The sequence below is a fragment of the Mycobacterium sp. PS03-16 genome (assembly GCF_004570325.1).
Classification (GTDB): Bacteria; Actinomycetota; Actinomycetes; order Mycobacteriales; family Mycobacteriaceae; genus Mycobacterium.
Genome location: NZ_SPQO01000009.1, coordinates 72,042 through 95,291, shown reverse-complemented (window position 1 = coordinate 95,291; position 23,250 = coordinate 72,042). Strand labels below are relative to the sequence as shown.

The 23,250-nt window shown below is 71.3% G+C and carries 24 protein-coding genes and 1 pseudogene; 4 read left to right on the top strand and 21 right to left on the bottom strand.

Annotated features, from left to right (window positions below; translation table 11 throughout):
* Positions 1 to 60: 60 nt before the first annotated feature.
* The 3 genes from nusB to E4P42_RS10350 are packed head-to-tail and all read right to left on the bottom strand — an operon-like array spanning position 61 to position 2,244.
* Positions 61 to 549, bottom strand: a complete 489-nt coding sequence (gene nusB / locus E4P42_RS10360) for a transcription antitermination factor NusB (protein WP_135125832.1) — start codon at positions 547 to 549, stop codon at positions 61 to 63.
* A gap of 15 nt (positions 550 to 564) precedes the next feature.
* Positions 565 to 1,128 (bottom strand): elongation factor P, encoded by a 564-nt coding sequence (efp, locus tag E4P42_RS10355; RefSeq protein WP_135125830.1) that lies wholly within the window; start codon positions 1,126 to 1,128, stop codon positions 565 to 567.
* A 21-nt stretch (positions 1,129 to 1,149) separates the two neighbouring features.
* Positions 1,150 to 2,244: an aminopeptidase P family protein gene (locus E4P42_RS10350; protein WP_135125828.1), complete on the bottom strand. Its 1,095-nt coding sequence runs from the start codon at positions 2,242 to 2,244 to the stop codon at positions 1,150 to 1,152.
* A gap of 33 nt (positions 2,245 to 2,277) precedes the next feature.
* On the opposite strand from E4P42_RS10350, the gene E4P42_RS10345 reads away from it, so the two are divergent.
* A complete protein-coding gene (locus E4P42_RS10345; protein ID WP_167759436.1) occupies positions 2,278 to 2,871 on the top strand; it encodes a B-4DMT family transporter in 594 nt (197 codons plus the stop codon).
* On the opposite strand, the gene aroQ is transcribed toward E4P42_RS10345, so the two are convergent.
* From aroQ to E4P42_RS10295, 10 genes and pseudogenes are all read right to left on the bottom strand, one after another.
* The gene (gene aroQ, locus E4P42_RS10340; protein WP_135125826.1) at positions 2,868 to 3,296 is read right to left on the bottom strand and encodes a type II 3-dehydroquinate dehydratase; all 429 of its coding nucleotides are present in this window, start codon (positions 3,294 to 3,296) and stop codon (positions 2,868 to 2,870) included. The genes E4P42_RS10345 and aroQ overlap by 4 nt on opposite strands.
* Complete coding sequence (gene aroB, locus E4P42_RS10335) at positions 3,293 to 4,375, bottom strand: 3-dehydroquinate synthase (RefSeq protein WP_135125824.1); 1,083 nt, start codon at positions 4,373 to 4,375, stop codon at positions 3,293 to 3,295. The genes aroQ and aroB overlap by 4 nt, the downstream gene beginning before the upstream one ends.
* Positions 4,376 to 4,551: 176 nt before the next feature.
* Positions 4,552 to 5,061 (bottom strand): annotated as a pseudogene (locus E4P42_RS10330) (shikimate kinase); the annotation flags it as partial.
* Complete coding sequence (gene aroC / locus E4P42_RS10325) at positions 5,061 to 6,272, bottom strand: chorismate synthase (RefSeq protein WP_135125820.1); 1,212 nt, start codon at positions 6,270 to 6,272, stop codon at positions 5,061 to 5,063. The pseudogene E4P42_RS10330 and the gene aroC, both read right to left, overlap by 1 nt.
* Before the next feature lie 57 nt (positions 6,273 to 6,329).
* On the bottom strand, positions 6,330 to 6,761 hold the full coding sequence (locus E4P42_RS10320) for an A24 family peptidase (protein ID WP_135125818.1): 432 nt from the start codon (positions 6,759 to 6,761) through the stop codon (positions 6,330 to 6,332).
* Positions 6,762 to 6,770: 9 nt separating this feature from the next.
* Entirely contained in the window at positions 6,771 to 7,613 is an 843-nt protein-coding gene (locus E4P42_RS10315) for a shikimate dehydrogenase (protein ID WP_135125816.1), read from the bottom strand.
* Positions 7,603 to 8,853 (bottom strand): endolytic transglycosylase MltG, encoded by a 1,251-nt coding sequence (mltG, locus tag E4P42_RS10310; RefSeq protein ID WP_135125814.1) that lies wholly within the window; start codon positions 8,851 to 8,853, stop codon positions 7,603 to 7,605. The genes E4P42_RS10315 and mltG overlap by 11 nt, the downstream gene beginning before the upstream one ends.
* Positions 8,846 to 9,361 (bottom strand): Holliday junction resolvase RuvX, encoded by a 516-nt coding sequence (gene ruvX / locus E4P42_RS10305; protein WP_135125812.1) that lies wholly within the window; start codon positions 9,359 to 9,361, stop codon positions 8,846 to 8,848. The genes mltG and ruvX overlap by 8 nt, the downstream gene beginning before the upstream one ends.
* A 4-nt stretch (positions 9,362 to 9,365) precedes the next feature.
* Positions 9,366 to 12,059 carry an alanine--tRNA ligase gene (gene alaS / locus E4P42_RS10300; protein WP_135125810.1) on the bottom strand — a complete coding sequence of 898 codons (2,694 nt, stop codon included), beginning with the start codon at positions 12,057 to 12,059 and terminating at the stop codon, positions 9,366 to 9,368.
* A gap of 88 nt (positions 12,060 to 12,147) precedes the next feature.
* Entirely contained in the window at positions 12,148 to 12,537 is a 390-nt protein-coding gene (locus tag E4P42_RS10295; RefSeq protein WP_209305747.1) for a secondary thiamine-phosphate synthase enzyme YjbQ, read from the bottom strand.
* A gap of 131 nt (positions 12,538 to 12,668) precedes the next feature.
* Between E4P42_RS10295 and E4P42_RS10290 the strand changes: the two genes are divergently transcribed.
* The 3 genes from E4P42_RS10290 (at position 12,669) to mbtM (ending at position 15,549) form a co-directional block, all read left to right on the top strand.
* Positions 12,669 to 13,289 (top strand): antibiotic biosynthesis monooxygenase, encoded by a 621-nt coding sequence (locus E4P42_RS10290; protein ID WP_135125806.1) that lies wholly within the window; start codon positions 12,669 to 12,671, stop codon positions 13,287 to 13,289.
* 79 nt (positions 13,290 to 13,368) lie between these two features.
* Positions 13,369 to 13,677, top strand: a complete 309-nt coding sequence (locus E4P42_RS10285; protein WP_135125804.1) for a GlsB/YeaQ/YmgE family stress response membrane protein — start codon at positions 13,369 to 13,371, stop codon at positions 13,675 to 13,677.
* 294 nt (positions 13,678 to 13,971) lie between these two features.
* Positions 13,972 to 15,549, top strand: coding sequence for a long-chain-fatty acid--ACP ligase MbtM (gene mbtM / locus E4P42_RS10280; protein WP_135126008.1), 1,578 nt, complete (start codon positions 13,972 to 13,974; stop codon positions 15,547 to 15,549).
* A 15-nt stretch (positions 15,550 to 15,564) separates the two neighbouring features.
* Here mbtM and E4P42_RS10275 read toward each other — a convergent pair whose 3' ends face one another.
* From E4P42_RS10275 to E4P42_RS10240, 8 genes are all read right to left on the bottom strand, one after another.
* Positions 15,565 to 16,581, bottom strand: coding sequence for an NAD(P)/FAD-dependent oxidoreductase (locus E4P42_RS10275; RefSeq protein WP_135125802.1), 1,017 nt, complete (start codon positions 16,579 to 16,581; stop codon positions 15,565 to 15,567).
* Positions 16,578 to 17,087: an isoprenylcysteine carboxyl methyltransferase family protein gene (locus E4P42_RS10270; protein ID WP_135126006.1), complete on the bottom strand. Its 510-nt coding sequence runs from the start codon at positions 17,085 to 17,087 to the stop codon at positions 16,578 to 16,580. Before E4P42_RS10270 ends, E4P42_RS10275 begins: the two co-directional genes overlap by 4 nt.
* Positions 17,084 to 18,151, bottom strand: a complete 1,068-nt coding sequence (locus tag E4P42_RS10265) for a type III polyketide synthase (protein ID WP_135125800.1) — start codon at positions 18,149 to 18,151, stop codon at positions 17,084 to 17,086. The genes E4P42_RS10270 and E4P42_RS10265 overlap by 4 nt, the downstream gene beginning before the upstream one ends.
* 38 nt (positions 18,152 to 18,189) lie before the next feature.
* On the bottom strand, positions 18,190 to 20,442 hold the full coding sequence (locus tag E4P42_RS10260; RefSeq protein ID WP_167759435.1) for an MMPL family transporter: 2,253 nt from the start codon (positions 20,440 to 20,442) through the stop codon (positions 18,190 to 18,192).
* Between the two features lie 93 nt (positions 20,443 to 20,535).
* Entirely contained in the window at positions 20,536 to 21,036 is a 501-nt protein-coding gene (locus E4P42_RS10255; protein WP_135125796.1) for an isoprenylcysteine carboxyl methyltransferase family protein, read from the bottom strand.
* A 6-nt stretch (positions 21,037 to 21,042) separates the two neighbouring features.
* On the bottom strand, positions 21,043 to 22,140 hold the full coding sequence (locus E4P42_RS10250) for a type III polyketide synthase (RefSeq protein ID WP_209305744.1): 1,098 nt from the start codon (positions 22,138 to 22,140) through the stop codon (positions 21,043 to 21,045).
* A 254-nt stretch (positions 22,141 to 22,394) separates the two neighbouring features.
* Positions 22,395 to 22,871 carry an SRPBCC family protein gene (locus E4P42_RS10245; RefSeq protein WP_135125794.1) on the bottom strand — a complete coding sequence of 159 codons (477 nt, stop codon included), beginning with the start codon at positions 22,869 to 22,871 and terminating at the stop codon, positions 22,395 to 22,397.
* Positions 22,868 to 23,227 carry a helix-turn-helix transcriptional regulator gene (locus E4P42_RS10240; protein WP_135125792.1) on the bottom strand — a complete coding sequence of 120 codons (360 nt, stop codon included), beginning with the start codon at positions 23,225 to 23,227 and terminating at the stop codon, positions 22,868 to 22,870. The genes E4P42_RS10245 and E4P42_RS10240 overlap by 4 nt, the downstream gene beginning before the upstream one ends.
* Positions 23,228 to 23,250 lie beyond the last annotated feature (23 nt).

Below are 23,250 nucleotides of genomic sequence, written 5' to 3'. Positions count from 1 at the left end.
CCGCAGAGCTCGAGTACGGCGCCCAGTCGTGTGGCGTGCCCATGCGCCCCACGTCCGCCGTCAGCTGTCCGGCGCGCTTCCGGTGGCGCCGCGCACGGCCTGCGAGGCGGCCCGGATCTGCGGGGTCACCAGCATCACCTGGCCCAGCACGCCGTTGACGAAGCCCGGCGACTCGTCGGTGGACAGCTGCTTGGCCAGCTCGACGGCCTCGTCCACCGCAACCGGCTCGGGGACGTCCTCGGCGTGCAGCAGCTCCCACACCGCCACCCGCAGGATGGCGCGGTCGACCGCGGGAAGCCGATCCAGCGTCCAGCCCTGCAGATGTGACGAGATGAGGTCGTCGATGTGGGCGCGGTGATCGGTCACGCCGCGTGCGACGGTGACCGTGTAGGGGTTCAGCGCCGTCACGTCGGGCTGGGTGCCCGCCAGCTTGTTGCGGGCGGTGGCGACCTCCGCGGGCGTCATACCCCGCGCCTCGGCCTCGAACAGCAGGTCGACGGCGCGTTTGCGGGCCTGGTGACGGCCCCGGTCGGGTTTCCGGTCAGACATGGAGGTCCGCGCCGGCTAGGAGTTCACGCGGCCCAGGTAGCTGCCGTCACGGGAGTCCACCTTGAGCTTGTCGCCGGTGTTGATGAACAGCGGGACCTGGATCTCGGCGCCGGTCTCCATGGTGGCCGGCTTGGTGCCCGCGCTCGAGCGGTCGCCCTGAAGCCCCGGCTCGGTGTGGGTCACCTCGAGCTCGACGGTGACGGGCAGTTCCAAGTACAGCGGGGTGCCGTCGTGGAAGGCGATCTGCACCGGCATGCTCTCGAGCAGGAAGCCCGCGGCGCGGCCGACCAGGGCCTCGGGCAGCGGATGCTGCTCGAAGTCCTCGGAGTCCATGAACACGAAGTCGCTGCCGTCGCGGTACAGGTAGGTCGCGTCGCGCCGGTCGACGGTGGCGGTCTCCACCTTCACCCCGGCGTTGTAGGTCTTGTCCACGACCTTGCCCGACACCACGTTCTTGAGCTTGGTGCGGACGAAGGCCGGGCCCTTACCGGGCTTGACGTGCTGGAATTCGACGATCTGCCACAGTTGGCCGTCGATCTGCAGGACGAGCCCATTCTTGAAGTCGGCGGTCGATGCCACGTTGGGTTGTTCTCCTCGATATCACGTGATGATGGCCAGTTCCTTGGGGAACCGGGTGAGCAAGTCGGGGGCGCCTGCCTGATCGCTACCGACGACCAGCGTGTCCTCGATGCGGACTCCGCCGCGGTCGGGCAGATAGACACCGGGCTCCACCGTCACCGCAGAGCCAGCAAGCAGTGTACCGGCGGCCGCGGCGTTGATTCCCGGCGCTTCGTGGATCTGCAGCCCGACCCCGTGGCCCAGTCCGTGGCCGAAGCGGTCGGCGTAGCCGGCGTCGGCGATGACCTCGCGCGATGCGGCGTCGACGTCGCGCAGCGTGACGCCGGCCGCCAGCGCCTCGGTGCCGGCGCGCTGGGCCGTGGCCACCAGCGCGTACAGGTCCCGCTGCCAGTCCGCGGCGTGGCCCAGCACGAACGTCCGCGTCATGTCGGAGTGGTAGCCGCTGACCAGGGCGCCGAAGTCGATCTTGACGAAGTCGCCTGCGGCCAGCACGGCGTCGGTGGGCCGGTGGTGCGGGATCGCGGAGTTCGCCCCGGCGGCGACGATGGTCTCGAACGACGGCCCGTCGGCGCCGTGGTCGAGCATCAGGTCCTCGAGCTCGCGCCGGACCTCCTTCTCGGTGCGGCCCGGCCGCAGCCCGCCCCGGGCGAGTAGATCGTGCAGGGCGGCGTCGGCGGCCTCGCAGGCCAGCCGCAGCAGCGCGACCTCGCCGGCGTCCTTGATCTCGCGCAGCGCCTCGACCATGCCGGCGGCGCGGACCAGCTCGGCGTCCCCGGCCGCGTCCAGCAAGCGGCGGTGTCCGTCGACGGTCACCACATGGCTCTCGAAGCCCAGCCGGCGCACCCCCGCGGCGGCCGCCCGTTCGGCGAGGTGCGGCCCGCACGCCCGTTCGATGACCAGCTCGGCGTCGGGCGCCTGCGCCGCGGCCTGCGTGCGGTACCGGCCATCGGTGGCCAACACGGGCGTCGCCTCGGACACGCGGACGAGCAGTGCGGCGTTTGATCCGGTGAATCCGGACAGGTAGCGGACGTTGATCAGGTCTGTGACCAGCATCGCATCGAGGTCCGCGGCGGCCAGGCGGTCGCGCAGCCGGTCCCTGCGCTGAGAAAGAGTCACAGCGGCTGACGCTACTCGCTACGCTGTTCGCCCATGAGCAAGTGGTTACTGCGCGGACTGGTGTTCGCGGCCCTGATGGTGATCGTCCGGTTGCTGCAGGGAGCGATGATCAACGCGTGGGAGACCCGGGCCACCACGATCAGCATCGTGCTGGTCAGCGTGTACGCGGTCCTGGCGTTCCTGTGGGGCTTCATCGACGGCCGCACCGACGCGCGCCGGAACCCCGATCCCGACCGGCGCTCCGATCTGGCGATGACGTGGCTGTTGGCCGGCCTGTTCGCCGGGGTGGTGAGCGGGCTGGTCGCCTGGTTCATCGGGATGTTCTACAAGAACCTCTACGTCGAGGGACTGCTGAACGAGATCACCACGTTCGCCGCGTTCACGGCGCTGCTGACGTTCCTGCTCGCGATGATCGGGGTGGCGCTGGGCCGGTGGCTGGTCGACCGGAAGTCGCCCGACGCGCCGCGTCAGCGGGAGGGTGACGACGACCGCGCCGACACCGACGTGTTCGCCGCGGTGCGCGCCGGTGGTCCCGAGCAGGGCACCCACGACGCGCAGCAGACCTCGCCGGTGGCCGGCCAAGGTGGCGGCACCGACCGGGCGACGCCGCCGGAGAACCGCCTCTAGGCCGAGGCCGCCAGGTAGCGCAGGGCCAGCAGGTAGCCCTGCACGCCCAGTCCCACGATCACGCCGGTCGCCACGCCGCTCAGGTAGGAGTGGTGCCGGAACTCCTCGCGGCGGTGCACGTTGGAGATGTGGACCTCGATCAGCGGGGCGGTCAGCTCCGCGCAGGCGTCCCGCAGCGCGATCGAGGTGTGGGTCAGCGCACCGGCGTTGAGGATTACCGGCTCCCCCGCGTCTGCCGCGGCGTGAATCCAGCCGAGCAGTTCGGCCTCGCTGTCGCTCTGCCGCACAGTGACTTCGAGCCCGAGGTCGGCGGCCTCGGACTCGATCAGCGCCACCAGATCGTCGTGGGTGGTGCTGCCGTAGACCTGCGGTTCCCGGCGGCCCAGCCGGCCGAGGTTGGGTCCGTTGATCACGTTGACGGTCACCGCGCACCTCCCACCACCGAGTACGCCGCGGCCAGCAGTGAGGGGTCGGGACCCTCGAGCCGGCCCGGTTTGGCGAGGCCGTCGAGGACGACGAAGCGCAGCACCCCGGCGCGGTTCTTCTTGTCGCCGGCCATGTATTCCAGCAGCTGCGGCAGCGCGTCGGGGTCGTAGCCGACCGGCAGCCCGAGCGCGGTGAGCACTGACCGGTGCCGGTCGGCAGTGGCGTCGTCGAGCCGCCCCGCCAGCCGGCCGAGTTCGGCGGCGAACACCAGCCCGACCGACACCGCCGCGCCGTGCCGCCACCGGTAGCGCTCGCGGCGCTCGATGGCGTGCGCCAGGGTGTGGCCGTAGTTGAGGATCTCGCGCAGCGCCGACTCCTTCTCGTCGGCGGCCACCACCTCGGCCTTGACCGCGATCGCGCGCCGGATCAGTTCCGGCAGCACCGTTCCGGTGGGATCGATGGCGGCTTCGGGATCGGCCTCGATGAGGTCGAGGATGTGCGGGTCGGCGATGAAGCCGGCCTTCACGATCTCGGCCATGCCGGCGACGATCTCGTTGCGCGGCAGGCTTTCCAGTGTCGCCAGGTCGACCAGCACCGCGGCGGGCTGATGGAACGCGCCGACCAGGTTCTTACCGGCGTCGGTGTTGATGCCGGTCTTCCCGCCGACGGCGGCGTCGACCATCCCGAGCAGGGTGGTGGGCACGTGGACGATGTCGATGCCGCGCAACCAGGTGGCCGCGGCGAAGCCGGCGACGTCGGTGGCCGCTCCCCCGCCCAGGCTGACGATGGCGTCCCTGCGGCCGACGCCGATGCGCCCGAGCACCTCCCAGATGAAGCCGACAACCGGGAGTTCCTTCCCGGCCTCGGCGTCGGGGATCTCGACACGGTGGGCGTCGATCCCGTTGTCGGCGAGGTGGTTTCGGATCGCCTCGGCGGTCTGCGACAGCGTCGGCTGGTGCAGGATCGCGACCTTGTGCCGGCCGGCGAGCGTGCGGCCGAGCTCCGCGAGGAGGCCGGTGCCGATGATCACCGGATACGGCGGGTCGACGAGTACGTCGACGGTGACCGGTTGAGTCATCTGTCCCTTTCCCGGGTGGTGCCCTTGACGTCCGACATCCGCTCGGCATGCCGCGCGGCCATGGTCGCCGGTGTCGGCGGCGTATCCGAATCCTGCGGGGGCGTGGCGCGCCGCCACGGCGGGCGGCGCCGGCGCCGCGGCCGGCTTTGCGCGGCAGTCGCGACCGTGGCCTTGTGCGCGGGCTCTTCGAGCCGGGCGACGATGTGGCGCACCACGGCGCCCGGATTGCGGCGGTTGGTGTTGACGCGCAGGGTGGCGACCCGCCGGTAGAGCGGCACGCGCGCGCTCATCAGCGCCTTGTACTTCTCGGCCCGGTCGCCGCCGGCCAGCAGCGGCCGCACGGTGCTGCCGCCGGTGCGGCGTACCCCCTCGGCGGCGCTGATCTCGAGGTAGACAACGGTGTGTCCGGCCAGCGCATCTCGCACACCGGGAGTGGTGACCGCCCCGCCCCCGAGGGACAGCACGCCGTCGTGGGTCTGCAACGCCGAGCGGATGACCTCTTCTTCGATGCGGCGGAACTCCGGCTCGCCGTCGGTGGCGAAGATGTCGGCGATGGTGCGGCCGGTGGTCTCTTCGATCGCGGCGTCGGTGTCGAGCAGCGTCAGCCCCATCGCCTTGGCCAGGCGGCGGCCGATCGTGGACTTACCCGACCCGGGCAGGCCCACGAGCACCGCTCGGGGGGCCATCAGCCCGACGCCTGCGCCGGCTGCGAGACCGGCTCCCGCGTGCGCACGGCGTCCAGGTAGGTCTGCACGTTGGCGCGGGTCTCGGTCAGCGAGTCGCCGCCGAATTTCCGCAGCGCCGCCCGGGCCAGTATTAGCGCGACCATGGTCTCGACGACCACGCCCGCGGCGGGCACCGCACACACGTCGGAGCGCTGGTGGATCGCGACGGCCTCGTCGCCGGTGGCCATGTCGACGGTGGCCAGCGCGCGCGGCACGGTGGAGATGGGCTTCATCGCGGCGCGGACCCGCAGCGGCTGCCCGTTGGTCATCCCGCCTTCCAGCCCGCCCGCGCGGTTGGTGGAACGCATGACGCCGTCGGGACCGGGATAGATCTCGTCGTGGGCGACGCTGCCGCGGCGGCGCGCGGTTTCGAAGCCGTCACCGATCTCGACACCCTTGATGGCCTGAATCCCCATCACCGCGGCGGCGAGCTGGCTGTCCAATCGGTCGTCGCCGCTGGTGAACGAGCCGAGCCCGACGGGCAGGCCGTGCACCACCACCTCGACCACACCGCCGAGCGTGTCGCCGTCGCGTTTGGCGGCCTCGATCTCGGCGATCATCGACTCTTCGGCGGCCTGGTCGAAGGCGCGTACCGGGCTGTCGTCGATGCCGGGCAGGTCCGCCGGCTGCGGCGGCGGCCCGGCGTAGGGCTCGGACGCGCCGATCGAGATGACGTGGGAGACCACCTCGACGCCCAGGGCCTGCCGCAGGAAGGCGCGCGCGATGGTGCCCGCGGCGACGCGGGCCGCGGTCTCGCGGGCGCTGGCCCGCTCGAGGACCGGACGGGCGTCGTCGAAGCCGTACTTGAGCATGCCGGCGTAGTCGGCGTGGCCGGGCCGCGGCCGGGTCAGCGGGGCGTTGCGCGCGCTGTCGGCGAGCTCGGCCGGGTCGACCGGGTCGGCGGCCATCACCGTCTCCCACTTCGGCCACTCGGTGTTGCCGATCTCGACCGCGATCGGGCCGCCGAGAGTGACACCGTGGCGGACCCCGGCCAGCACGGTGACCTGGTCCTGCTCGAACTTCATCCGGGCGCCGCGGCCGTAGCCGAGGCGGCGGCGCTTCAACTGCGCGCCGATGTCGTCCGAGGTCAGCCCGACACCCGCGACCATGCCCTCGAGGACGGCCACCAGCGCGCGGCCATGGGATTCACCGGCAGTGGTCCATCGCAACACGCGTCCCATCTTCCCATGGCGTGTCGTCGAGCCCGAAATCCCGCCGGGCCGCGGCACTCACCACCACATCAGCGCGACGGCGGCGACGCTGGCCAGGCACATCGAGGGTCCGTGCGGCACGGTGCGGCCCGGTCCGGTCGCCGCGGGCACCAGCGCCCACAGCGCGGTCACCAGCGGTCCGGCCAACGCGGCGAGCAGCCAGATGTCCACGCCGAAGGCGCCGGTCAGGGCGCCGAGGCCGAGGGCGAGTTTGGCGTCGCCCGCGCCCATCGCGGCGGGCCGGGTCAGGTGGATCACCGCGTAGATCGCGAACAGCGCGGCGGCGCCGGCGAGTGCGGGCAGGCCGTGGCCGGTCAGCGCGGCGGCCAGCAGGATCGCCACCGCACCCGGCAGGGTCAGCCAGTTCGGCAGGCGGCGCCGCCTGATGTCGTACAGGCTCAGTGCGATCAGCCAGGCGGCCACGCAGGCGCCCGCGAGTAGCTCCCCCACCCGTCGAGGCTAAGCCTGCTGCAGGGCCGCCCTCATCGCCTCTTCGGGGGCCGGACACCCGGTGAACTGCGAGACCTGGGTGAACGCCTGGTGCAGCAGCATGTGCAGTCCGCTGACGACCTGTCCGCCCGCGGCGGTGACCGCGGCGGCCAGCGGCGTCGGCCACGGGTCGTAGATCGCGTCGAGCAGCACCCGCGCACCGGCCAGCGCGGGCAGGTGCGCCGCGGCGGCGTCGGCGGGCACGGTGCTCACCACGGCGGCCGCGTCCGCGATGGTCCCGGGCAGCGCCGGATCGACGAAGTCGCACCAGTGCCCCGTCATCCCGACACGGCCGGCCAGCTCGGTCAGCGGCGCGGCCCGGTCCGGGTTGCGCGCCACGATCGTGACGTGCCGCGCGCCGAGTCCGGCGAGCGCGACCACCGCGGCCGGCGCCGTCCCGCCCGAGCCGACGACCACGGCGGTGGCCCGCTGCGCGCCGTCCCAACCCGCCCCCGTGACCTCGCGCAGCGCGCCGGTCACGCCGTCGACGTCGGTGTTGTCGGCGCGCCAGCCGGCCGGGATCCGCACCAGCGTGTTTGCGGAGCCGACCAGTTCGGCGCGGGCGGTGCGCTCGTCGGCGATCTGCAACGCGGCGAACTTGCCGGGCATGGTCACCGAGAGCCCGACCCACTCGGGTCCCAGTCCACCGACCAGGGCGGGCAACTGCCCGGCGCTGCATTCGATGCGCTCGTAGGTCCAGTCCGCCAGGCCGAGCGCGCGGTAGGCGGCCAGGTGCAGCTGCGGGGACCGCGAATGGGCGATCGGGGAGCCGAGCACCGCCGCTCGGCGTGGGCGGTCCGCCCTATCTGGCACTGTCGAGCACACCGTTGTTCTGCGCCAGCTCGATGTTGGCGAGGTGCTGGTTGTAGTCGCGGGTGAACACCGTGGTGCCCTGCAGGTCGATGGTGACGAAGTACAGCCAGTCACCGGGTGCGGGTTGTTCGGCGGCGATCAGGGCGGCCTGGCTCGGCGAGCAGATCGGGGTGGCGGGCAGCCCCGGCCGGACGTAGGTGTTCCACGGGGTGAGTTGGCCGCGGTCGCCGTCGGTGGTGGCCACCTCGATGCGGTCCAGCGGGTAGTTCACCGTCGAGTCGAACTCCAACGTGCGATTCTCGGCCAGCCGGTTGTAGATGACCCGTGCGACCTTGGCGAAGTCCTCCGGTTTGGATTCGCGCTGCACCAGCGACGCGACGGTGAGCACCTCGTAGGGCGAGATGTTCATCGCCGCCGCGGTGTCGAGGATCCCCGCCTGGGCGTACTGACTGCCGCTCGCGCGGATCAGCGTCGACAGGATGTCCTGCGGCGACGCCGACGGGTCGATGTTCCAGGTGCCCGGCGCGATCAGCCCTTCGAGGCGCCGGTGGTCGTCGCCCATCGCGGTGACCGGCTGCACGGCCCATTCGGGCACACCGAGCGCGGCGGGGGTCGCCGAGGAGGCGACCTGTTTGAGTTCACCGGCGGGGACGCAGCGCTGGTCGCCGTCGAGGTCCACACACGTCGCCCGGGAGATCAGGCTCAGGATGCCCTCGGTCACGGCGTTGGTCTTGACGTCGGAGACGTCGTCGAGCTGCCGGCCCTCCGGGATCACCAGCCGGCCCACCCGGTTCTGCGGGTCGGCCAGCCGTGCGACCGCGGTGGCCGCCGGGATCTCGGTGCGCACCTTGTAGAAGCCGGGCTGAATGGCCGAGATCGCCGAGTTGCCGGCCGCGGCGTCGACGAACGCCTTGACGGTCGCGACCACGTTGTTGTCGTGCAGGGTCTGGCCGATGGCCGTGGTCGAGTCGCCGTCGCGGACCTGGATCACCACGTCGGAAACCCCCGCGCCGGCGTAGTCGCTGCTGTCGGCGCCACCGAACAGGTTGTGCCACAGCTTGGAGCCGAGGAACACCGCCCCGATCACGACGACGACGAGCACGGCCAGTGACAGTCCACCGGCGAGGCGGCGGCGCCGCCGTCCGCGTTCCTCCCGCATCCGGTCCGCGCGGCTCATCCGGCGCCGCGGCGGCCCGACCGCCACGGGTTCCGCACGATCGTGGTGCCAGTCCTCAGCCATGCCCGCCCTCTCCGGGCGCGGCAAGGGCCGCGCGCCGTTGATCCAGCCAGCTCTGCAAGATACCGACCGCCGCGGCCTGATCGATCATGGTCCGCTGTCCCTTGGCGCGGACACCCGCCTCACGCAGGGAGCGCTGCGCAGACACCGTGGTCAGTCGTTCGTCGGCCATCCGCACCGGGATGGGAGCGATCCGCCGGGCCAGTGCGTCGGCGACCGCGAGCGCATCGTGGGCGGCCGGGCCGGTGCGGTCGGCCAGTGTGCGCGGCAGACCCACGATCACCTCCACCGCCTCGAGTTCGGCGACCAGCTGTGCCAGCCGCCGGACATGCCGATCGGAGTTCTTCCTGCGGTCCCGCTCCACGGTCTCGACCGGGGTCGCCAGCACCGCGTCGGGGTCGCTGGTGGCCACGCCGATCCGCACGCTGCCGACGTCGACACCGAGCCGGCGACCACGCCCGGGATCGTCGCTCCCGGGTCGGTCCGGGAGTCGGTGATCGCTGTCGGTCACGGAGTCAGCTCCGGCCGATCTCGGCCCGCAACGCAGCCAATGCCGCGTCGATGCCCGCCGCCCCCTTACCGGACCCCTGTGCCATATCGGCTTTGCCGCCCCCACGGCCGTTGACCGCCGCGCCGAACTGCTTGACCAGTTCGTTGGCCCGCAGGCCCAGATCCTGGGCGGCCGGGTTGGCCGCGACCACGAACGGCACCGCGTCGCTCTCGCCCTCGGCGATCAGCGCGACCACGGCGGGTTCGCTGCCCAGCTTGCCGCGGATGTCGCCGACCAGGGTGCGCAGATCACCGGCCGACATCCCGCCGGCCATCCGCTGGGCGACCAGCCGCACCTTCCCGATCACCTCGGCGCCGGCGACCGCGTTGACGGCGGCCGCGCGCGCGTTGGCCAGCCGCATCCGGTCGAGTTCCTTCTCGGCGGCCTTGAGGCGTTCGACGAGCCCGGCGACGCGGGCCGGCACCTCCTCCGACGGCACCTTCAGCGAGGACGCGAGACCGGCCATCAGAGCCCGTTCCTTGGCCAGGTGGCGGAACGAGTCGAGTCCGACGTAGGCCTCGACGCGGCGCACGCCCGAGCCGACCGACGACTCGCCGAGGATGGTCACCGGCCCGATCTGGGCGGAGTTGTGCACGTGGGTGCCGCCGCACAGTTCCAGCGAGAACGGCCCGCCGATCTCGACGACGCGCACCTGGTCGGGATAGGCCTCGCCGAACAGCGCCATCGCGCCCATCGCCTTGGCCTTCTCCAGGTCGGTGGTGAAGCTGTGCACCTCGTAGTCGGCCTCGACCGCCTCGTTGGTGACGACCTCGATCTGTGCGCGCTGGTCTTCGGTGAGGGCACCCTGCCAGTTGAAGTCGAAGCGCAGGTAGCCCGGCCGGTTGAGCGAACCGGCCTGCACGGCGTTGGGCCCGAGCACCTGCCGCAGCGCGGCGTGCACCATGTGCGTGCCGGAGTGGCCCTGGGTCGCGCCGTGCCGCCAGCGCGGGTCGACGGCCGCGACGACGGTGTCGCCCTCGACGAACTCCCCGGACTCCACGGTGACGCGGTGCACCCACAGCGCCTTGGCGATCTTCTGCACGTCGGACACCGCGGCCTTGGCCGTGCCCGAGGCGCCGGTTCCGGTGATCGACCCCTCGTCGGCGATCTGGCCGCCGGACTCGGCGTAGAAGGGGCTGCGGTCCAGCACGAGTTCGATGCGGTCCTGCTCCGCGGCGGCCTCGTGGCCCACCACGGGCACCCGCCTGCCGTCGACGAAGATGCCGAGGATGCGCGCCTCGGTGGTCAGCTCGTCGAATCCGGTGAACTGCGTGGGATGCGCATCGACCAGGTCGCGGTAGGCGCTGAGATCGGTGTGGGCCTGTTTGCGGGCGGCGGCGTCGGCCTTGGCCCGCCTGCGCTGTTCGGCCATCAAGCCGCGGAAGCCCTCTTCGTCCACCGACAGGCCCGCCTCGGCGGCCATCTCCAGCGTCAGTTCCAGGGGGAAGCCGTAGGTGTCGTGCAGGGTGAACGCGTCGGTGCCCGACAGGCGGTCGGCGCCGGCGGCCTTGGTGGCGCGGGCCGCGTCGTCGAACAGCCGCGACCCGGAGGCCAGGGTGCGGTTGAACGCGGTCTCCTCGGCGACCGCGATGCGCTGGATGCGGTCGAAGTCGGCGACCAGTTCGGGGTACGACGGACCCATCTCGTCGCGGACGGTGGTCATCAGGTCGGCCATCACGGGCTCGTCGACACCGAGCAGTTTGGCGGCCCGGATGATGCGGCGCAGCAGCCGGCGCAGCACGTAGCCGCGGCCCTCGTTGCCGGGGCTGATGCCGTCACCGATGATGATCGCCGCGGTGCGGGTGTGGTCGGCGATGATGCGGTAGCGCACGTCGTCGTCGTGGTTGCCCTGGCCGTAGCCGCGCGGTGCGCGGGCGGCCACGGCGTCGATCACCGGGCGCACCAGGTCGGTCTCGTAGACGTTGTCGACGCCCTGCAGCAGGCAGGCGACGCGTTCGACGCCCATCCCGGTGTCGATGTTCTTGCGCGGCAGCGGGCCGAGGATCTCGAAGTCCTCCTTGGAGGTGCCTTCGCCGCGCTCGTTCTGCATGAACACGAGATTCCAGATCTCGATGTAGCGGTCCTCGTTGGCCTCGGGCCCGCCTCCGACGCCGTACTCGGGGCCGCGGTCGTAGTAGATCTCCGACGACGGACCGCACGGCCCGGGGATGCCCATGGACCAGTAGTTGTCGGCCATGCCGCGGCGCTGGATGCGCTCGAGCGGCAGGCCCGCCACCTCCTGCCACAGCGCGATGGCCTCGTCGTCGTCCAGATAGACCGTGGCCCAGATCTTTTCGGGGTCGAACCCGTAGCCGCCCTGATCCTGGGGATTGGTCAGCAGCGTCCAGGCGAACTCGATCGCGCCCTTCTTGAAGTAGTCGCCGAAGCTGAAGTTGCCGGCCATCTGGAAGAACGTGTTGTGCCGGGTGGTGATGCCGACCTCATCGATGTCCGGGGTGCGGATGCACTTCTGGACGCTGACGGCGCGGTCCCACGGCGGGGTCCGCTGCCCCAGGAAGTAGGGCACGAACTGGACCATGCCGGCATTGACGAACAGCAGATTGGGGTCGTCGAGGATCACCGAGGCGCTCGGCACCTCGGTGTGGCCCGCCTTCACGAAATGATCGAGGAAGCGCTTCCTGATCTCGTGTGTCTGCACGTCAGAGACATCCTTAATCGGGGGTTCGGTGATTCGACCGATCTACAGTACCGGTCGGGGTCGGCAGGCCGTCGCCGACGACATGGGCTCAGGCGCCGAGAAAGCTCAGCCGCACCGACCGGCGCGGGTTGTCGCGGTTGAGGTCGACCAGCACCACGCTCTGCCAGGTGCCCAGCAGCGGCTCACCGCCGGCAACGGGCAGGGTCACCGACGGCGAGACCAACGCCGGCAGCACGTGGTCGGCGCCGTGGCCGGGCGACCCGTGCGCGTGGCGGTAGCGGTCGTCGCGCGGCAGCAGCCGTTCGAGGGTGTCGAGCAGGTCATCGTCGGAACCGGCGCCGGTCTCGATGATCGCGACGCCGGCGGTGGCGTGGGGGACGAAGACGTTGCACAGGCCGTCCCGGCGGCGTCGGCAGAAGGCGCGCACCTCGTCGGTGAGGTCGACGAGCCGGCGCCGGCTGGTGTCGACGTCGAGCAGATCGGTCTCCATGTCCTTCAGCCTACGAGCTGAGGTGGCGCCCATTGCCCCGCCGGAGCGGGCGGAGGACAGTGAGACCTGAACCGGTGGCGCCACCGGGGCGCTGCCCCGTCACCCGAAGGGGGTGGGCCGTGTTCGCACGCTCAACCACACTCGAGGCACGACCGGACGCGGTGGACACGGGCATCGCCCACCTGCGCAGCGACGTGATGCCCGCGCTGGAGGCCGTCGACGGCTGTATCGGCCTTTCGCTGTTGGTGGACCGGGAGTCGGGCCGCTGCATCGCCACGACCGCGTGGGAATCGGCGGAGGCGATGCGGGACGCCGCCGAGCGGGTGGCGCCGTTGCGCGACCGGGCCGCGGCGATGTTCGGCGGTGTCCCCGTCGTGGAGGAATGGGAACTCGCCGTGGTGCACCGTGATCATCCTTCCGGCGCCGGCGCCGGAGTGCGGGCCACCTGGCTGCGCGCCCGACCCGAGCAGTTCGACCGGGCCGTCGACTTCTACCGCAGCGAGGTGCTCCCGTCGCTGGAGGAACTCGACGGATTCTGCGGCGCCAGCCTGATGATCGATCGCCGGTCCGGCCGGGCGGTCTCGTCGACGTCCTTCGACTCGATGGACGCGATGGAGCGCACCCGGGACCGGGCCCGCTCCCTGCGGACCGCCCGGTTACGGGACCTGGGCGCCGACCAGCTCGACGTCGGCGAGTTCGAACTGGCCATCGCGCACCTGCGCGTACCCGAAATGGCTTAGCCCGCACGAGGTTGACGCAGGCGTTTATTGGTCTGACGGCCAGGGTATCTCCGCTGCACCCACACCTCTTGGAGGAACCATGACAGTCACCGGCATTATCACCGCGATCCTGATCGGCATCGTGGTCGGCGCACTCGGGCGGCTGCTGCTGCCGGGTAAGCAGAACATCGGCATCCTGGTCACGATCCTGGTCGGCATCGTGTCCGCGCTGATCGGTACGGCGATCGCCCGGGCGCTCGGCCTGCCGACCGCCACCAACGGCATCGACTGGATCGAACTGCTGGTCCAGGTGGTCGTGGCCATGATCGGCGTGGCCCTCGTGGCTTCGCTGATGGGCCGTCGCCACCACGGCACGATGGGCGGACGCCGCCGCCCCATGATGCGCTGACCTTTCTACCGACGGTCCCGGCCGACCCCGTTCGGCCGGGACCGTTGTCGTATGCGCGACCCGCCGGTTGGTAAGGGTAGCCTTGCTTATCTTTGCGCTGTACTGTGCTGGCGTGACGCCGAGTTCTCCCCGCGCCGCATCCGCCGCAGCGCGCAGGACGCCCGCCATCCCGTCGTGTACTGATGGTTTGCCAGTTGTGGGCCACGTCACCGGCGGTGCCACGGTGACCGGCACGGCACGCTGGAGCGAACGTCGACGCATTAGCTGTCATTCCGGGTTCGCGTCGTGGCCGCGATGAGCGCGCTGGCCTCGGCGCTGCGCGAGTCGCTGTCGAGGTCCGCGGCCGACCTGGTGCTGCTGGACCGAGACACCGGCTCGTGGCGGCGCCACCCGTGGCCGGAGGTGCACGCCCGCGCCCAGAACGTGGCCGAGCACCTCGCTGACGCCGGCGCCACCGCGGTGGGTGTGGTGGGCGACCCGACGGTCGAGATGATCGCCTCGGTCATCGGCGGCTTCCTGGCCGGGCGCGGGGTGGCCGTCCTGCCCGGCCCGATCCGCGGCGCGTCCGCCGCCCAGTGGGCCCACACCACGGCCGCGCGGTTCGCCGGCGCAGGAATCAACCACGTGCTCAGCCAGGGCGATCGCCTCACCGACCTGCGCGGCGCCGGCGCACCCGCCGTCGCGGATATGACCGTCTGGGCGCATCCGCACCGCTCCGGCGGATTCGACGCCCCCGCACCGGGCGGGGACGTCGCGATCCTGCAGGGCACCGCCGGATCGACGGGCTCGCCGCGCACCGTCGCGCTGTCGCCGGACGCGGTGCTGGCGAATCTGCGCGGACTCAACGGCCGCACCGAAGTCCGGCCGCAGGACGTCGGATGCTCGTGGCTGCCGCTCTACCACGACATGGGATTGAGCTTCCTGCTGTCCGGGGCGCTGGCCGGCGCCGAAACCTGGCAGGCGCCGACGTCGGCGTTTCAGGCGTCGCCCTTCCGGTGGCTCAACTGGCTGTCCGACAGCCGGGCCACGTTCACCGCCGGACCCAATATGGCGTTCGGCATGATCGGCAAGTACGCCCGCCGGGTGTCGGGGGTCGACCTGTCGGCGCTCCGCTTCGCGCTCAACGGCGGTGAACCGGTCGCCTGTGAGCTCACCGGACGGTTCGCCACGGAGATGGCGCGGTTCGGTTTTTCCGGCGGCGCGCTCGCACCGTCCTATGGCCTGGCCGAATCAGTCTGTGCCGTCACGGTTCCCGTGCCCGGCGGCGGGCTGGTCACCGACGAGGTGACGGTGGGCACCGAGGACGGCCCGGTGCTGCGCCGGCACGCCGTGCTCGGCCGCGCGATCGACGGCATGGACGTGCGCATCGTGCCGCACGACGAACGTTCCGACGTGGCCGGGCGCGAGGTCGGCGAGGTGGAGATCCGCGGCACGTCGATGATGTCGGGGTACCTCGGCGGTCCGGCCCACCGGCCCGACAGTTGGTTCGCCACCGGCGATCTCGGCTATTTCACCGACGACGGACTGGTGGTCTGCGGCCGCGCCAAGGAGCTCATCACGGTGGCGGGCCGCAACATCTTCCCGGCCGAGGTCGAGCAGGTGGCTGCGCAGGTGCCCGGGGTGCGCGAGGGTGCGGTCGTCGCAGTCGGCACCGGCGAGGGCTCGATCCGCCCGGGCCTGGTGATCACCGCGGAGTTCCGCGGCCGTGACGAAGCCGGCGCCCGCAGCGCCCTCGTGCAGCAGGTGGCCTCCCAGTGCGGCGTGGTGCCGTCCGACGTGGTGTTCGTCAAACCGGGTTCGCTGCCCCGCACCTCCTCGGGCAAGCTTCGCCGGCTGGCGGTCAAACACGGCCTGGAGGCGGGGACCGCCTGAGCGGCGGCGACCGCGTCAGTGCCCCAACGCGTTGACGATGCCGGTGAACGTCGCCGGCATCGCGGCCGCGGCGGGGGTGAGGCAGCGGCGCACCGGCGGGCATCCGCTCGCGTGCAGCAACGCCGCGGTGAGCATGCGGTAGCGGCGCGTCAGCCGCCGCCACCGCGCGTCGTAGTCGGCGGTGCGCCCCCCGACGACACAACCGACCAGCAGTTCGGCGGCGCCGAACGCCAGCCCCAGCCCCTCTCCCGTCAGCGCGTCGACGTATCCGGCTGCGTCGCCGACCAGCAGGACGCGGCCCGCGGTGCGTCGCCGAACCCGCTGCCGCAGCGGTCCGGCCGCCCGGTCGGGTCCGTGCGCCCGTCCGGCGATCCGGCCGTGCAGTTCGGAGAACTGCGCGAGATGGTCGTCGAAGCCGCCCCGGCTGGACTTGAGGATGACCACCCCCACGCAGTCGTCGGACACCGGCGTGACGTAGGCCTCGGCTCGCGGTGACCAGTGCACCTCGACGTGATCCGACCACGGCGCCACCTGCACGTGCCTGCGGATGCCCCAGCGTCGCCGCGCACCGGTCTCGACCGTGAGCCCCATCGCCTTGCGGATCGGCGAGTGCAGGCCGTCGGCCGCCGCCAGGTAGCGGGCCCGAAAGCCTGCTGTCGCAACGTGATCGGCATGCTGAATGACCTCCCCCACTTCACCGTGCACGGTTCGGACGCCTGCGGCGTGCGCCGCGTCGGCCAATGCGCTGTGCAGGGCGATCCGGCGCACCCCTCGACCCGGGCCCCCGCGGAACCGCGCATCGGCCCGGCGGCGACCGTCGAGGTAGGTGATGCCGTGGAACGGCCTACCCGCGACCGAGGCCCCGAGCCGGTCCAGCGCCCGCAGCGAATGCGGCATCAGGCCTTCGCCGCATGCCTTGTCGATCGGTCCGCAGCGGCGCTCGACCACCACCACGTCCAGGCCGGCGCGGGCGGCGTGGATCGCGGTGGCCAGCCCGGCCGGTCCGCCGCCCGCGACCAGCAGGTCGATCACGCCAGGCTTTCCAGCGCGGCGTTCTCCACCGAGATCCGGGTGCGCAACAGCGCCGCGTTGCACAGCGTGAACAGCGCCGACGTCAGCCACGCCCCGCCGACCAGCGGCAGCGCGACGCCCTCCACGACGACCGCGACGTAATTCGGATGCGGCATGAGCCGGTACGGACCGCCGGCGATCCGGCCGGCGCCCGGCACCACCACCACGCGGGTGTTCCACTGCCGGCCCAGGGTCCGGATACACCACCAGCGCAACACTTGAGCGGCCACCACGACGGTCAGCATGGCACCGGCCAGGGCGCGCGACGGGGTGCGGCGCCGCGCGGCCGCCTCGGCGAGCGCGCCGGCGAGCAGACCGGTGTGCAGCACCACCATCACCGGGTAGTGGCCGGCGCCGAACTCCCTGCCGCCACGTTCCCGGCTCCAGGCCAGATTGCGCTGGGAGACCACCAGTTCGGCGACCCGCTCGACGGCCACCGCACCGATCAGTAGCGCGAAACCCTTCACTGCCACCGCAGCAACACCAGTTCGGAGCAGAACCCGGGGCCCATCGCCATCAGCACGCCCGGCGATCCGGCCGGCGGCTCCTTGCGGATGGTGTCGCGCAGGACGTGCAGCACGGACGCCGACGACAGGTTGCCCACCTCGGCCAGCGAGCGCCACGTGAGTTCCAGCGCGCCGTCGGCGAGTCCCAGTGTGGCGGTGATCGCCTCGATCACCTTGGGCCCGCCGGGATGGCTGACCCAGGCTCCCACCTCGGCCGCGGTGAGTCCGTGGTCGGCGAGGAATCCGGTGACGTCGTCGCCGAGGTAGCGTTCGACGAACGCGGGCACCTCGGGGCTCAGGACGATCTCGAGACCCTGCGAGCCGATGTCCCACCCCATGGTGCGCAGCGAATCCGGATACAGGTGGCTGCGCGAGTCGAGCACGACCGGGCCGGTGGCGCCGATCTCGTCGGCCCGTCGCTCACCCACCGCGACGACGGCGGCCGCACCGTCGCCGAACAGCGCGCCGGCCACCAGCGTGGCCATCGACGGATCGTGTTTACGTGTGAGCGAACACAATTCGACCGACACCAGGACGGCAACGGCATCGGGTGCGCCGCGCAGATAGTCGGCCAGGCGGGCCACCCCGGCCGCCCCGGCGACGCAGCCGAGGCCGAACACCGGCACGCGGCGGACGTCGGGCCGCAGACCCACCCGGGCGGCGATGCGCGCATCGAGCGACGGCACCGCGGCACCGGTCACCGTCGTGGTCATGATGAGGTCGACGTCGGCCGGGGTGAGCCCGGCCTCGTCGAGGGCGCCGAGCAGCGCCTCGGCACCCAGATCCGTTGCGTGTTCGATGAACAAGCTGTTCGACTCACCGAAGTCGCGCAGCCCGGCGTAGCGCTCGATCGGCAGGGCCAGGTGCCTGCTGTCCACCTTGGCACTGGCGTGCAACGCGGACACCGCCGGTGCGACGTCGTCGTAGCCGGGGATCGCCAGCAGCGCCCGGGTCACCTCGTCCTGGGTGTAGCGGTGGGGCGGGAGCGCGCCGTGGACGCCGGCGATCGTGCTCGTGAACGTCATGACCGACAGCGTAATTCGGCGTACGGCGATGCGGTGGACTATGTGGCCGCCGACGGCGAGCCGACCGGCGGACCCTCGTGCAACCCCAGCCGATCATGCAGGCGCCGCAGCGGTTTCGGCGCCCACCAGTTCCACCGTCCCATCACCTTCATGAACGCGGGCACCAGCACCATCCGGACCAGGGTCGCGTCGGCCAGCACGGCCAGCGTCAGGCCGAGGCCGAACATCCGCATGAACGACACGTTGGCCGCGATCAGCGCGGCGAAGCTGATCGACATGATCAGCGCCGCGGCGGTGACCACCCGGCCGGTGTGCGCCAGCCCCAGGGCGACGCTCTCGGTGACGTCGGCGGCGGTCCGGCCGGACGCCAGCCAGAACTCGCGGATCCTCGACATCAGGAACACCTCGTAGTCCATCGACAACCCGAACGCGATGCAGAACAACAGCACCGGCACGTTGGCCACCAGCGTGCCGGTCGTCGTGGTCCCCAGAGCGCCGAGGTGCCCCTCCTGGAAGATCCACACCATCGCGCCGAACGCCGCGGTCAGCGACAACACGTTGAGCACCAGCGCCTTCAGCGGCAACACCACGCTGCCGGTCAGCAGGAACAGCAGGCAGAACGTCGACACCGCGATCAGCCCGAGCACCAGCGGCAGCTTCGAGGTGATGGCGCGCACGCTGTCCCGGTTGCTCTGCGCCACCCCGGCCAGCTCGACGGGCTTGCCGTCCGGCGGCGCGACCGCGTGCAGCCGGTCGAGCTGCGCCTCGGAGGCGTCGGAGAACAGCGGTGCGGACGTCGCCACGGTGAGGAAAGCGCTACCGTCGTGCTCGCCGGTGGCGGCCGACGGCGGTCCGGCGCGGCGCCCGTCGACGAATGTGCCCGACGGCGCGGACACCGACAGCACGTCGGGCACCCGGGACAGGTCGGCGGCGTAGCGGGCCAGCTCCTCCGGCGCGACGCCACGGGCGTCGGGCAGCACCGCCGACACCGCGGTCGCGGAGTTGTCGGTGAACTCGGTGCGCAGTTGATCGCCCACCTGGTGCGCCGACGCGGACTGCGGCAGTACCCGATCGTCGGGCAGCCCCCACCGCACCCCGAGGAACGGGGCGCCCAGCGCCAGCAGCAGCGCCACCACCGCCAGCCCGATCGGCACCGCGCGGCCCATGACGAACCTCGTGGAGCGGTACCAGAACTGGCGCTGCACCGGCGTGGGCGACGGCTCGGGACGGCGCAGCAGCCGGCGGCCGAAGCGGCGCACGTCGAGCGCGTCGATGCGGTCCCCGAGAAGAACGATCGCCGCCGGCGTCACCACCAGGGCGGCCAGCGCCGCGAACACCACCGTCGCGACCCCGGCGTAGGCGAACGACTTCAGGAAGTACATCGGGAACAGCACCATCGTCAGCATCGGCAGCGCCACCGTGGTCGCCGAGAACACCACCGTCCGGCCGGCGGTGACCATCATGCGTTTCACCGCGTCCTCGCGGGCGGCGCCGGCCGACAGCTCGTCGCGGTACCGGCTGACCATCAGCAGGGTGTAGTCGATCGCCAGCGCCAGACCCATGGCCAGACACAGGTTCAGCGCGAAGATCGACACGTCGGTGAAGAACGTGATCGCGTGCAGCACCGCCAGGGCTCCGACGATCGCGATCAGCCCGACGCCGACGGGTACCGCGGCCGCGAGCAGCCCGCCGAACACCCACACCAGCACCAGGAAGCTGAACGGGATCGCGATCGACTCCATCAGCAGCAGGTCGTGTCTGGTCTGTTCGGTGATCTGGTTGTTCACCATCGCGACGCCGCCGGCGCGCACGGTGACGCCATCGCGTTCGGACACCTCGCCGCCGAGTGCGTCGGCCAGTTCCTTGGCGTTGGTGTCGGCGTGCTTCTCGCCGCCCGTGACACCCGCGACCACCATCCCGGTGGTGCCGTCCTCACTGATCAGGGTTTTAGCCGTGGATTCCGGTGCGGTCCACGCCGAGGTCACCGACGCGACGTCGGGCGAGCCGCGCAGCTGCTCGACGATGTCGGTGCCGACCCGCCGGGCCGCGTCACTGGTCGCACCGTGGGGCGACGACACGGTCACCAACAGCTGAAGGTCGCCCTGGTCGAACTTCTCGGCCAGTAGCGCGGCGGCGCGGGAGGATTCGGCCGCGGGGTCCTCGAAGCCGCCGGCCGCCAGCTTGCCGGTCACCGGGACGCCGAACACGGCCGCGGCGACCGCGGCGAGCAACGCGAACGCGAGGATGCGGCGTGGGGCGGCGAGGGCGCCCGCGGCGAGACGGGCTAGCACGACGGGCAGTGGATCGCGGTGCGCACCGCGACATCCTGCCTCATCGCGGGGTTCCACGGTGGCGCTCCTGCGGGCTCTGGTCGGCATGGTCGCTCAGCCGTATCCGAGTGCGGCGTTCTCGGCGTGGATGCGCACGGTGAGCACGGCGGCGTTGGCCATGCTGAACACGATCGCGGTCACCCACGCCGAGTGGACCAGCGGTAGTGCCGCAACCTCGGCGGTGACGGCGGTGTAGTTCGGGTGACGCAGCCACCGGTAGGGCCCGCGCCGGATCAGCGGCGCGTCGGGGATCACGATCAGCCGCGGATTCCAGCGCTTGCCGAGCACGGCCACACACCACCAGCGCATCGCCGTGCTCGCGGCGACGACGGCCAGCATCGGCCCGCCCAGCCACGAGATGAACGGCCGGTGCGCAACCCGGACCTCCACCACGCACGACACCAGCAGCAGCGTGTGCATGGCCACCATGGCCGGATAATGCCCGCGGCCGAACTCCCTGCCGCCGCGGGCGACCGACCACCTGGTGTTGCGCCGGGACACCGCCAGCTCGACGAGCCGCTCGACGCCGACCGCGAGGACGAACAGGTAGTACATCCGGCGTCACCAGCTCAGCAGCACGAGTTCGAAACTGAAGCCGGGCCCCATCGCGAGCATCAGCGCCGGCGATCGGTCGTCCGGTCGCTGCCCGATGGTGCGGCCGAGGACGTCGAGCACCGACGCCGAGGAGATGTTGCCGTTGTCCCGCAGAGAATCCCAGCTGTGTTTGAGTGCCTCGGCCGGCACGTCGACCGCCCGCTGGATCGATTCGAGCACCTTGGGACCGCCGGGATGGCAGATCCACGCCGAGATGTCGGCGGTGGTCAGGCCGTGGTCGGCCAGGAACCGGCCGACCTCGTCGGCCAGATGGTCGTCGGCCATCTTCGGCACGTCGCGGGACAGCACGAGCCCGAATCCGTCGGCGCTGACGTTCCAGCCCATGATGTCGGCCGTCCCGGGGATCAACCGGCTGCGGGTGGCGAGGATCCGCGGCGCGCCCATCCCGAGGGCGGGCACCCGGTCGGCGCCGGTGGCCACCACCGCGGCGGCTCCGTCGCCGAACAGGCACAACCCGATCAGTGCCGGGATCGAGGTGTCGTCGCGCTGCATCGTCAGCGAGCACAACTCCACGGAGAGCAGCACCGCGACGTGGTCGGGGTAGCCGCGCAGATAGTCGTGGACGCGGGCCAGTCCCGAAGCGCCCGCAACGCAACCGAGTCCGAACAGCGGTATGCGTTTGACATCTCTGCGGAAGCCCACGCGGGCGGCGATGGTCGCATCGATGGTCGGCACGGCCACACCGGTGCTCGACACCGCCACGATCGCATCGACTTCGTGCGGGCGCACGTGCGCGGCGGCCAGCGCCGCACGGACCGCGCGCTCCCCGAGTTCGGTGGCCACGTCGAGATACGCGTTGTTTGCCTCGGTGAAGCCGGACAGGGTCGGATAGCGGTGCAGCGGCAGCGCCAGACTGCGGTGCGCCACGCCGCTGGTGGCGGCGAACCGGAGGAAGCCGGGATCGGTGAACCCGGTGAGCTCGCGGACCACCTCCTGCTGGCTGTACCTGTGTCGGGTGAACGCCATGGCCGTACCCGCGATCCGCGGGTCCCCGCGGCGGGTCGTGGTGGCGTTCGGGGTGGGGTGTGTTGCAGTGATCTTCATGCCGGAATTAACGGATCACGGCGATTGTCGATGCCCCGCGACGGCGTGTCGTGAATTATCGGACAATGGCTGGATAGAATCGCCCACTGGGCGTATCCTCGCAGTTCAAAGCATGTTTATGAGAACCGAAGTTTTCTCAAACGGGCTTCCCAGAAATGGTGCGTGGTTCGTTCGCGGACACCTTTGTGCCGCTTTTCGGGCCGTGACATTCCGTGGAATGAGGCACGGCCCGATGCGTCACCGACCGGGCCGGCCTACCGGCTCCCCGCCAGCAGCGTGTCGAGCCGTTCATAGCCCTGCGTCATCCCGTCGGACATCCCCGAGGACAGCAGCGCGTCGCGCGCCTCGGTGTTGGGGCAGATGGACCGGCCGCGCAGCCGGCTGCGACCGCCGCCGAGGTCTTCGAACCACAGGTATTCGATGTTGACCATGTCGGGCGCGCCCTCGAATTCGAAGGTCTGGATGATCAGCTCGTCGGTGCGCACGGTGTGGAACACGCCGTTGAAGCCATAGGTGCCGTTGTCGTCGGAGTGCTGGTAGCGGTACCCGCCGCCGGTCGCGAAATCCCAACGCTCGATGTTCATTTCGAGGCCGTAAGGGCCGAGCCACTGTTTCACCAGATCCGGTTCGGCGTGCGCCCGGAACAGCGCGGACACCGGTGCGTCGAACTCTCGGGTGTAGTCCATCGCCAGCGTGTCGACCGGTGCGGTGAGGTCCAGTGCGTTCGTCATGGGTTCCTTCCCTTCTTGTTCGGTGATTCGGTCATGCCCGCCAGCAGGTCGTCCAGCCGGCGGTAACTGCGTTCGGCGTCGAGCCGGTAGCGGTCGATCCAGGCGGTCAACCGCTCGAGCGCGGCGGCGTCGAGGTGCACGGGCCTGCGCTGGGCATCCCGGCTCCGGGTGACCAGCCGGGCCTGCTCGAGTACCCGGATGTGTTTGGACACCGCCTGTTTGGTGATGTCGAACGGTTCGGCGAGTTCGTTGACCGTCGCCGGGCCGCGTGACAACCGGGCCACCATGGCCCGGCGAACCGGATCCGAGAGCGCCAGGAAAGCACGGTCCAGCCGGGCCTCGGCGTCCTCGTCCATCTACTGTCAACCATTTCTTTTAT

Excerpts from the sequence above, each read along its gene's own strand:
- nusB (WP_135125832.1), bottom strand. The coding sequence starts at position 549 with ATGTCTGACCGGAAACCCGACCGGGGCCGTCACCAGGCCCGCAAACGC.
- E4P42_RS10345 (WP_167759436.1), top strand. The coding sequence starts at position 2,278 with ATGAGCAAGTGGTTACTGCGCGGACTGGTGTTCGCGGCCCTGATGGTG.
- aroB (WP_135125824.1), bottom strand. The coding sequence starts at position 4,375 with ATGACTCAACCGGTCACCGTCGACGTACTCGTCGACCCGCCGTATCCG.
- mltG (WP_135125814.1), bottom strand. The coding sequence starts at position 8,853 with ATGGCTGAGGACTGGCACCACGATCGTGCGGAACCCGTGGCGGTCGGG.
- E4P42_RS10285 (WP_135125804.1), top strand. The coding sequence starts at position 13,369 with ATGACAGTCACCGGCATTATCACCGCGATCCTGATCGGCATCGTGGTC.
- mbtM (WP_135126008.1), top strand. The coding sequence starts at position 13,972 with ATGAGCGCGCTGGCCTCGGCGCTGCGCGAGTCGCTGTCGAGGTCCGCG.
- E4P42_RS10265 (WP_135125800.1), bottom strand. The coding sequence starts at position 18,151 with ATGACGTTCACGAGCACGATCGCCGGCGTCCACGGCGCGCTCCCGCCC.
- E4P42_RS10255 (WP_135125796.1), bottom strand. The coding sequence starts at position 21,036 with ATGTACTACCTGTTCGTCCTCGCGGTCGGCGTCGAGCGGCTCGTCGAG.
- E4P42_RS10250 (WP_209305744.1), bottom strand. The coding sequence starts at position 22,140 with ATGAAGATCACTGCAACACACCCCACCCCGAACGCCACCACGACCCGC.
- E4P42_RS10245 (WP_135125794.1), bottom strand. The coding sequence starts at position 22,871 with ATGACGAACGCACTGGACCTCACCGCACCGGTCGACACGCTGGCGATG.
- E4P42_RS10240 (WP_135125792.1), bottom strand. The coding sequence starts at position 23,227 with ATGGACGAGGACGCCGAGGCCCGGCTGGACCGTGCTTTCCTGGCGCTC.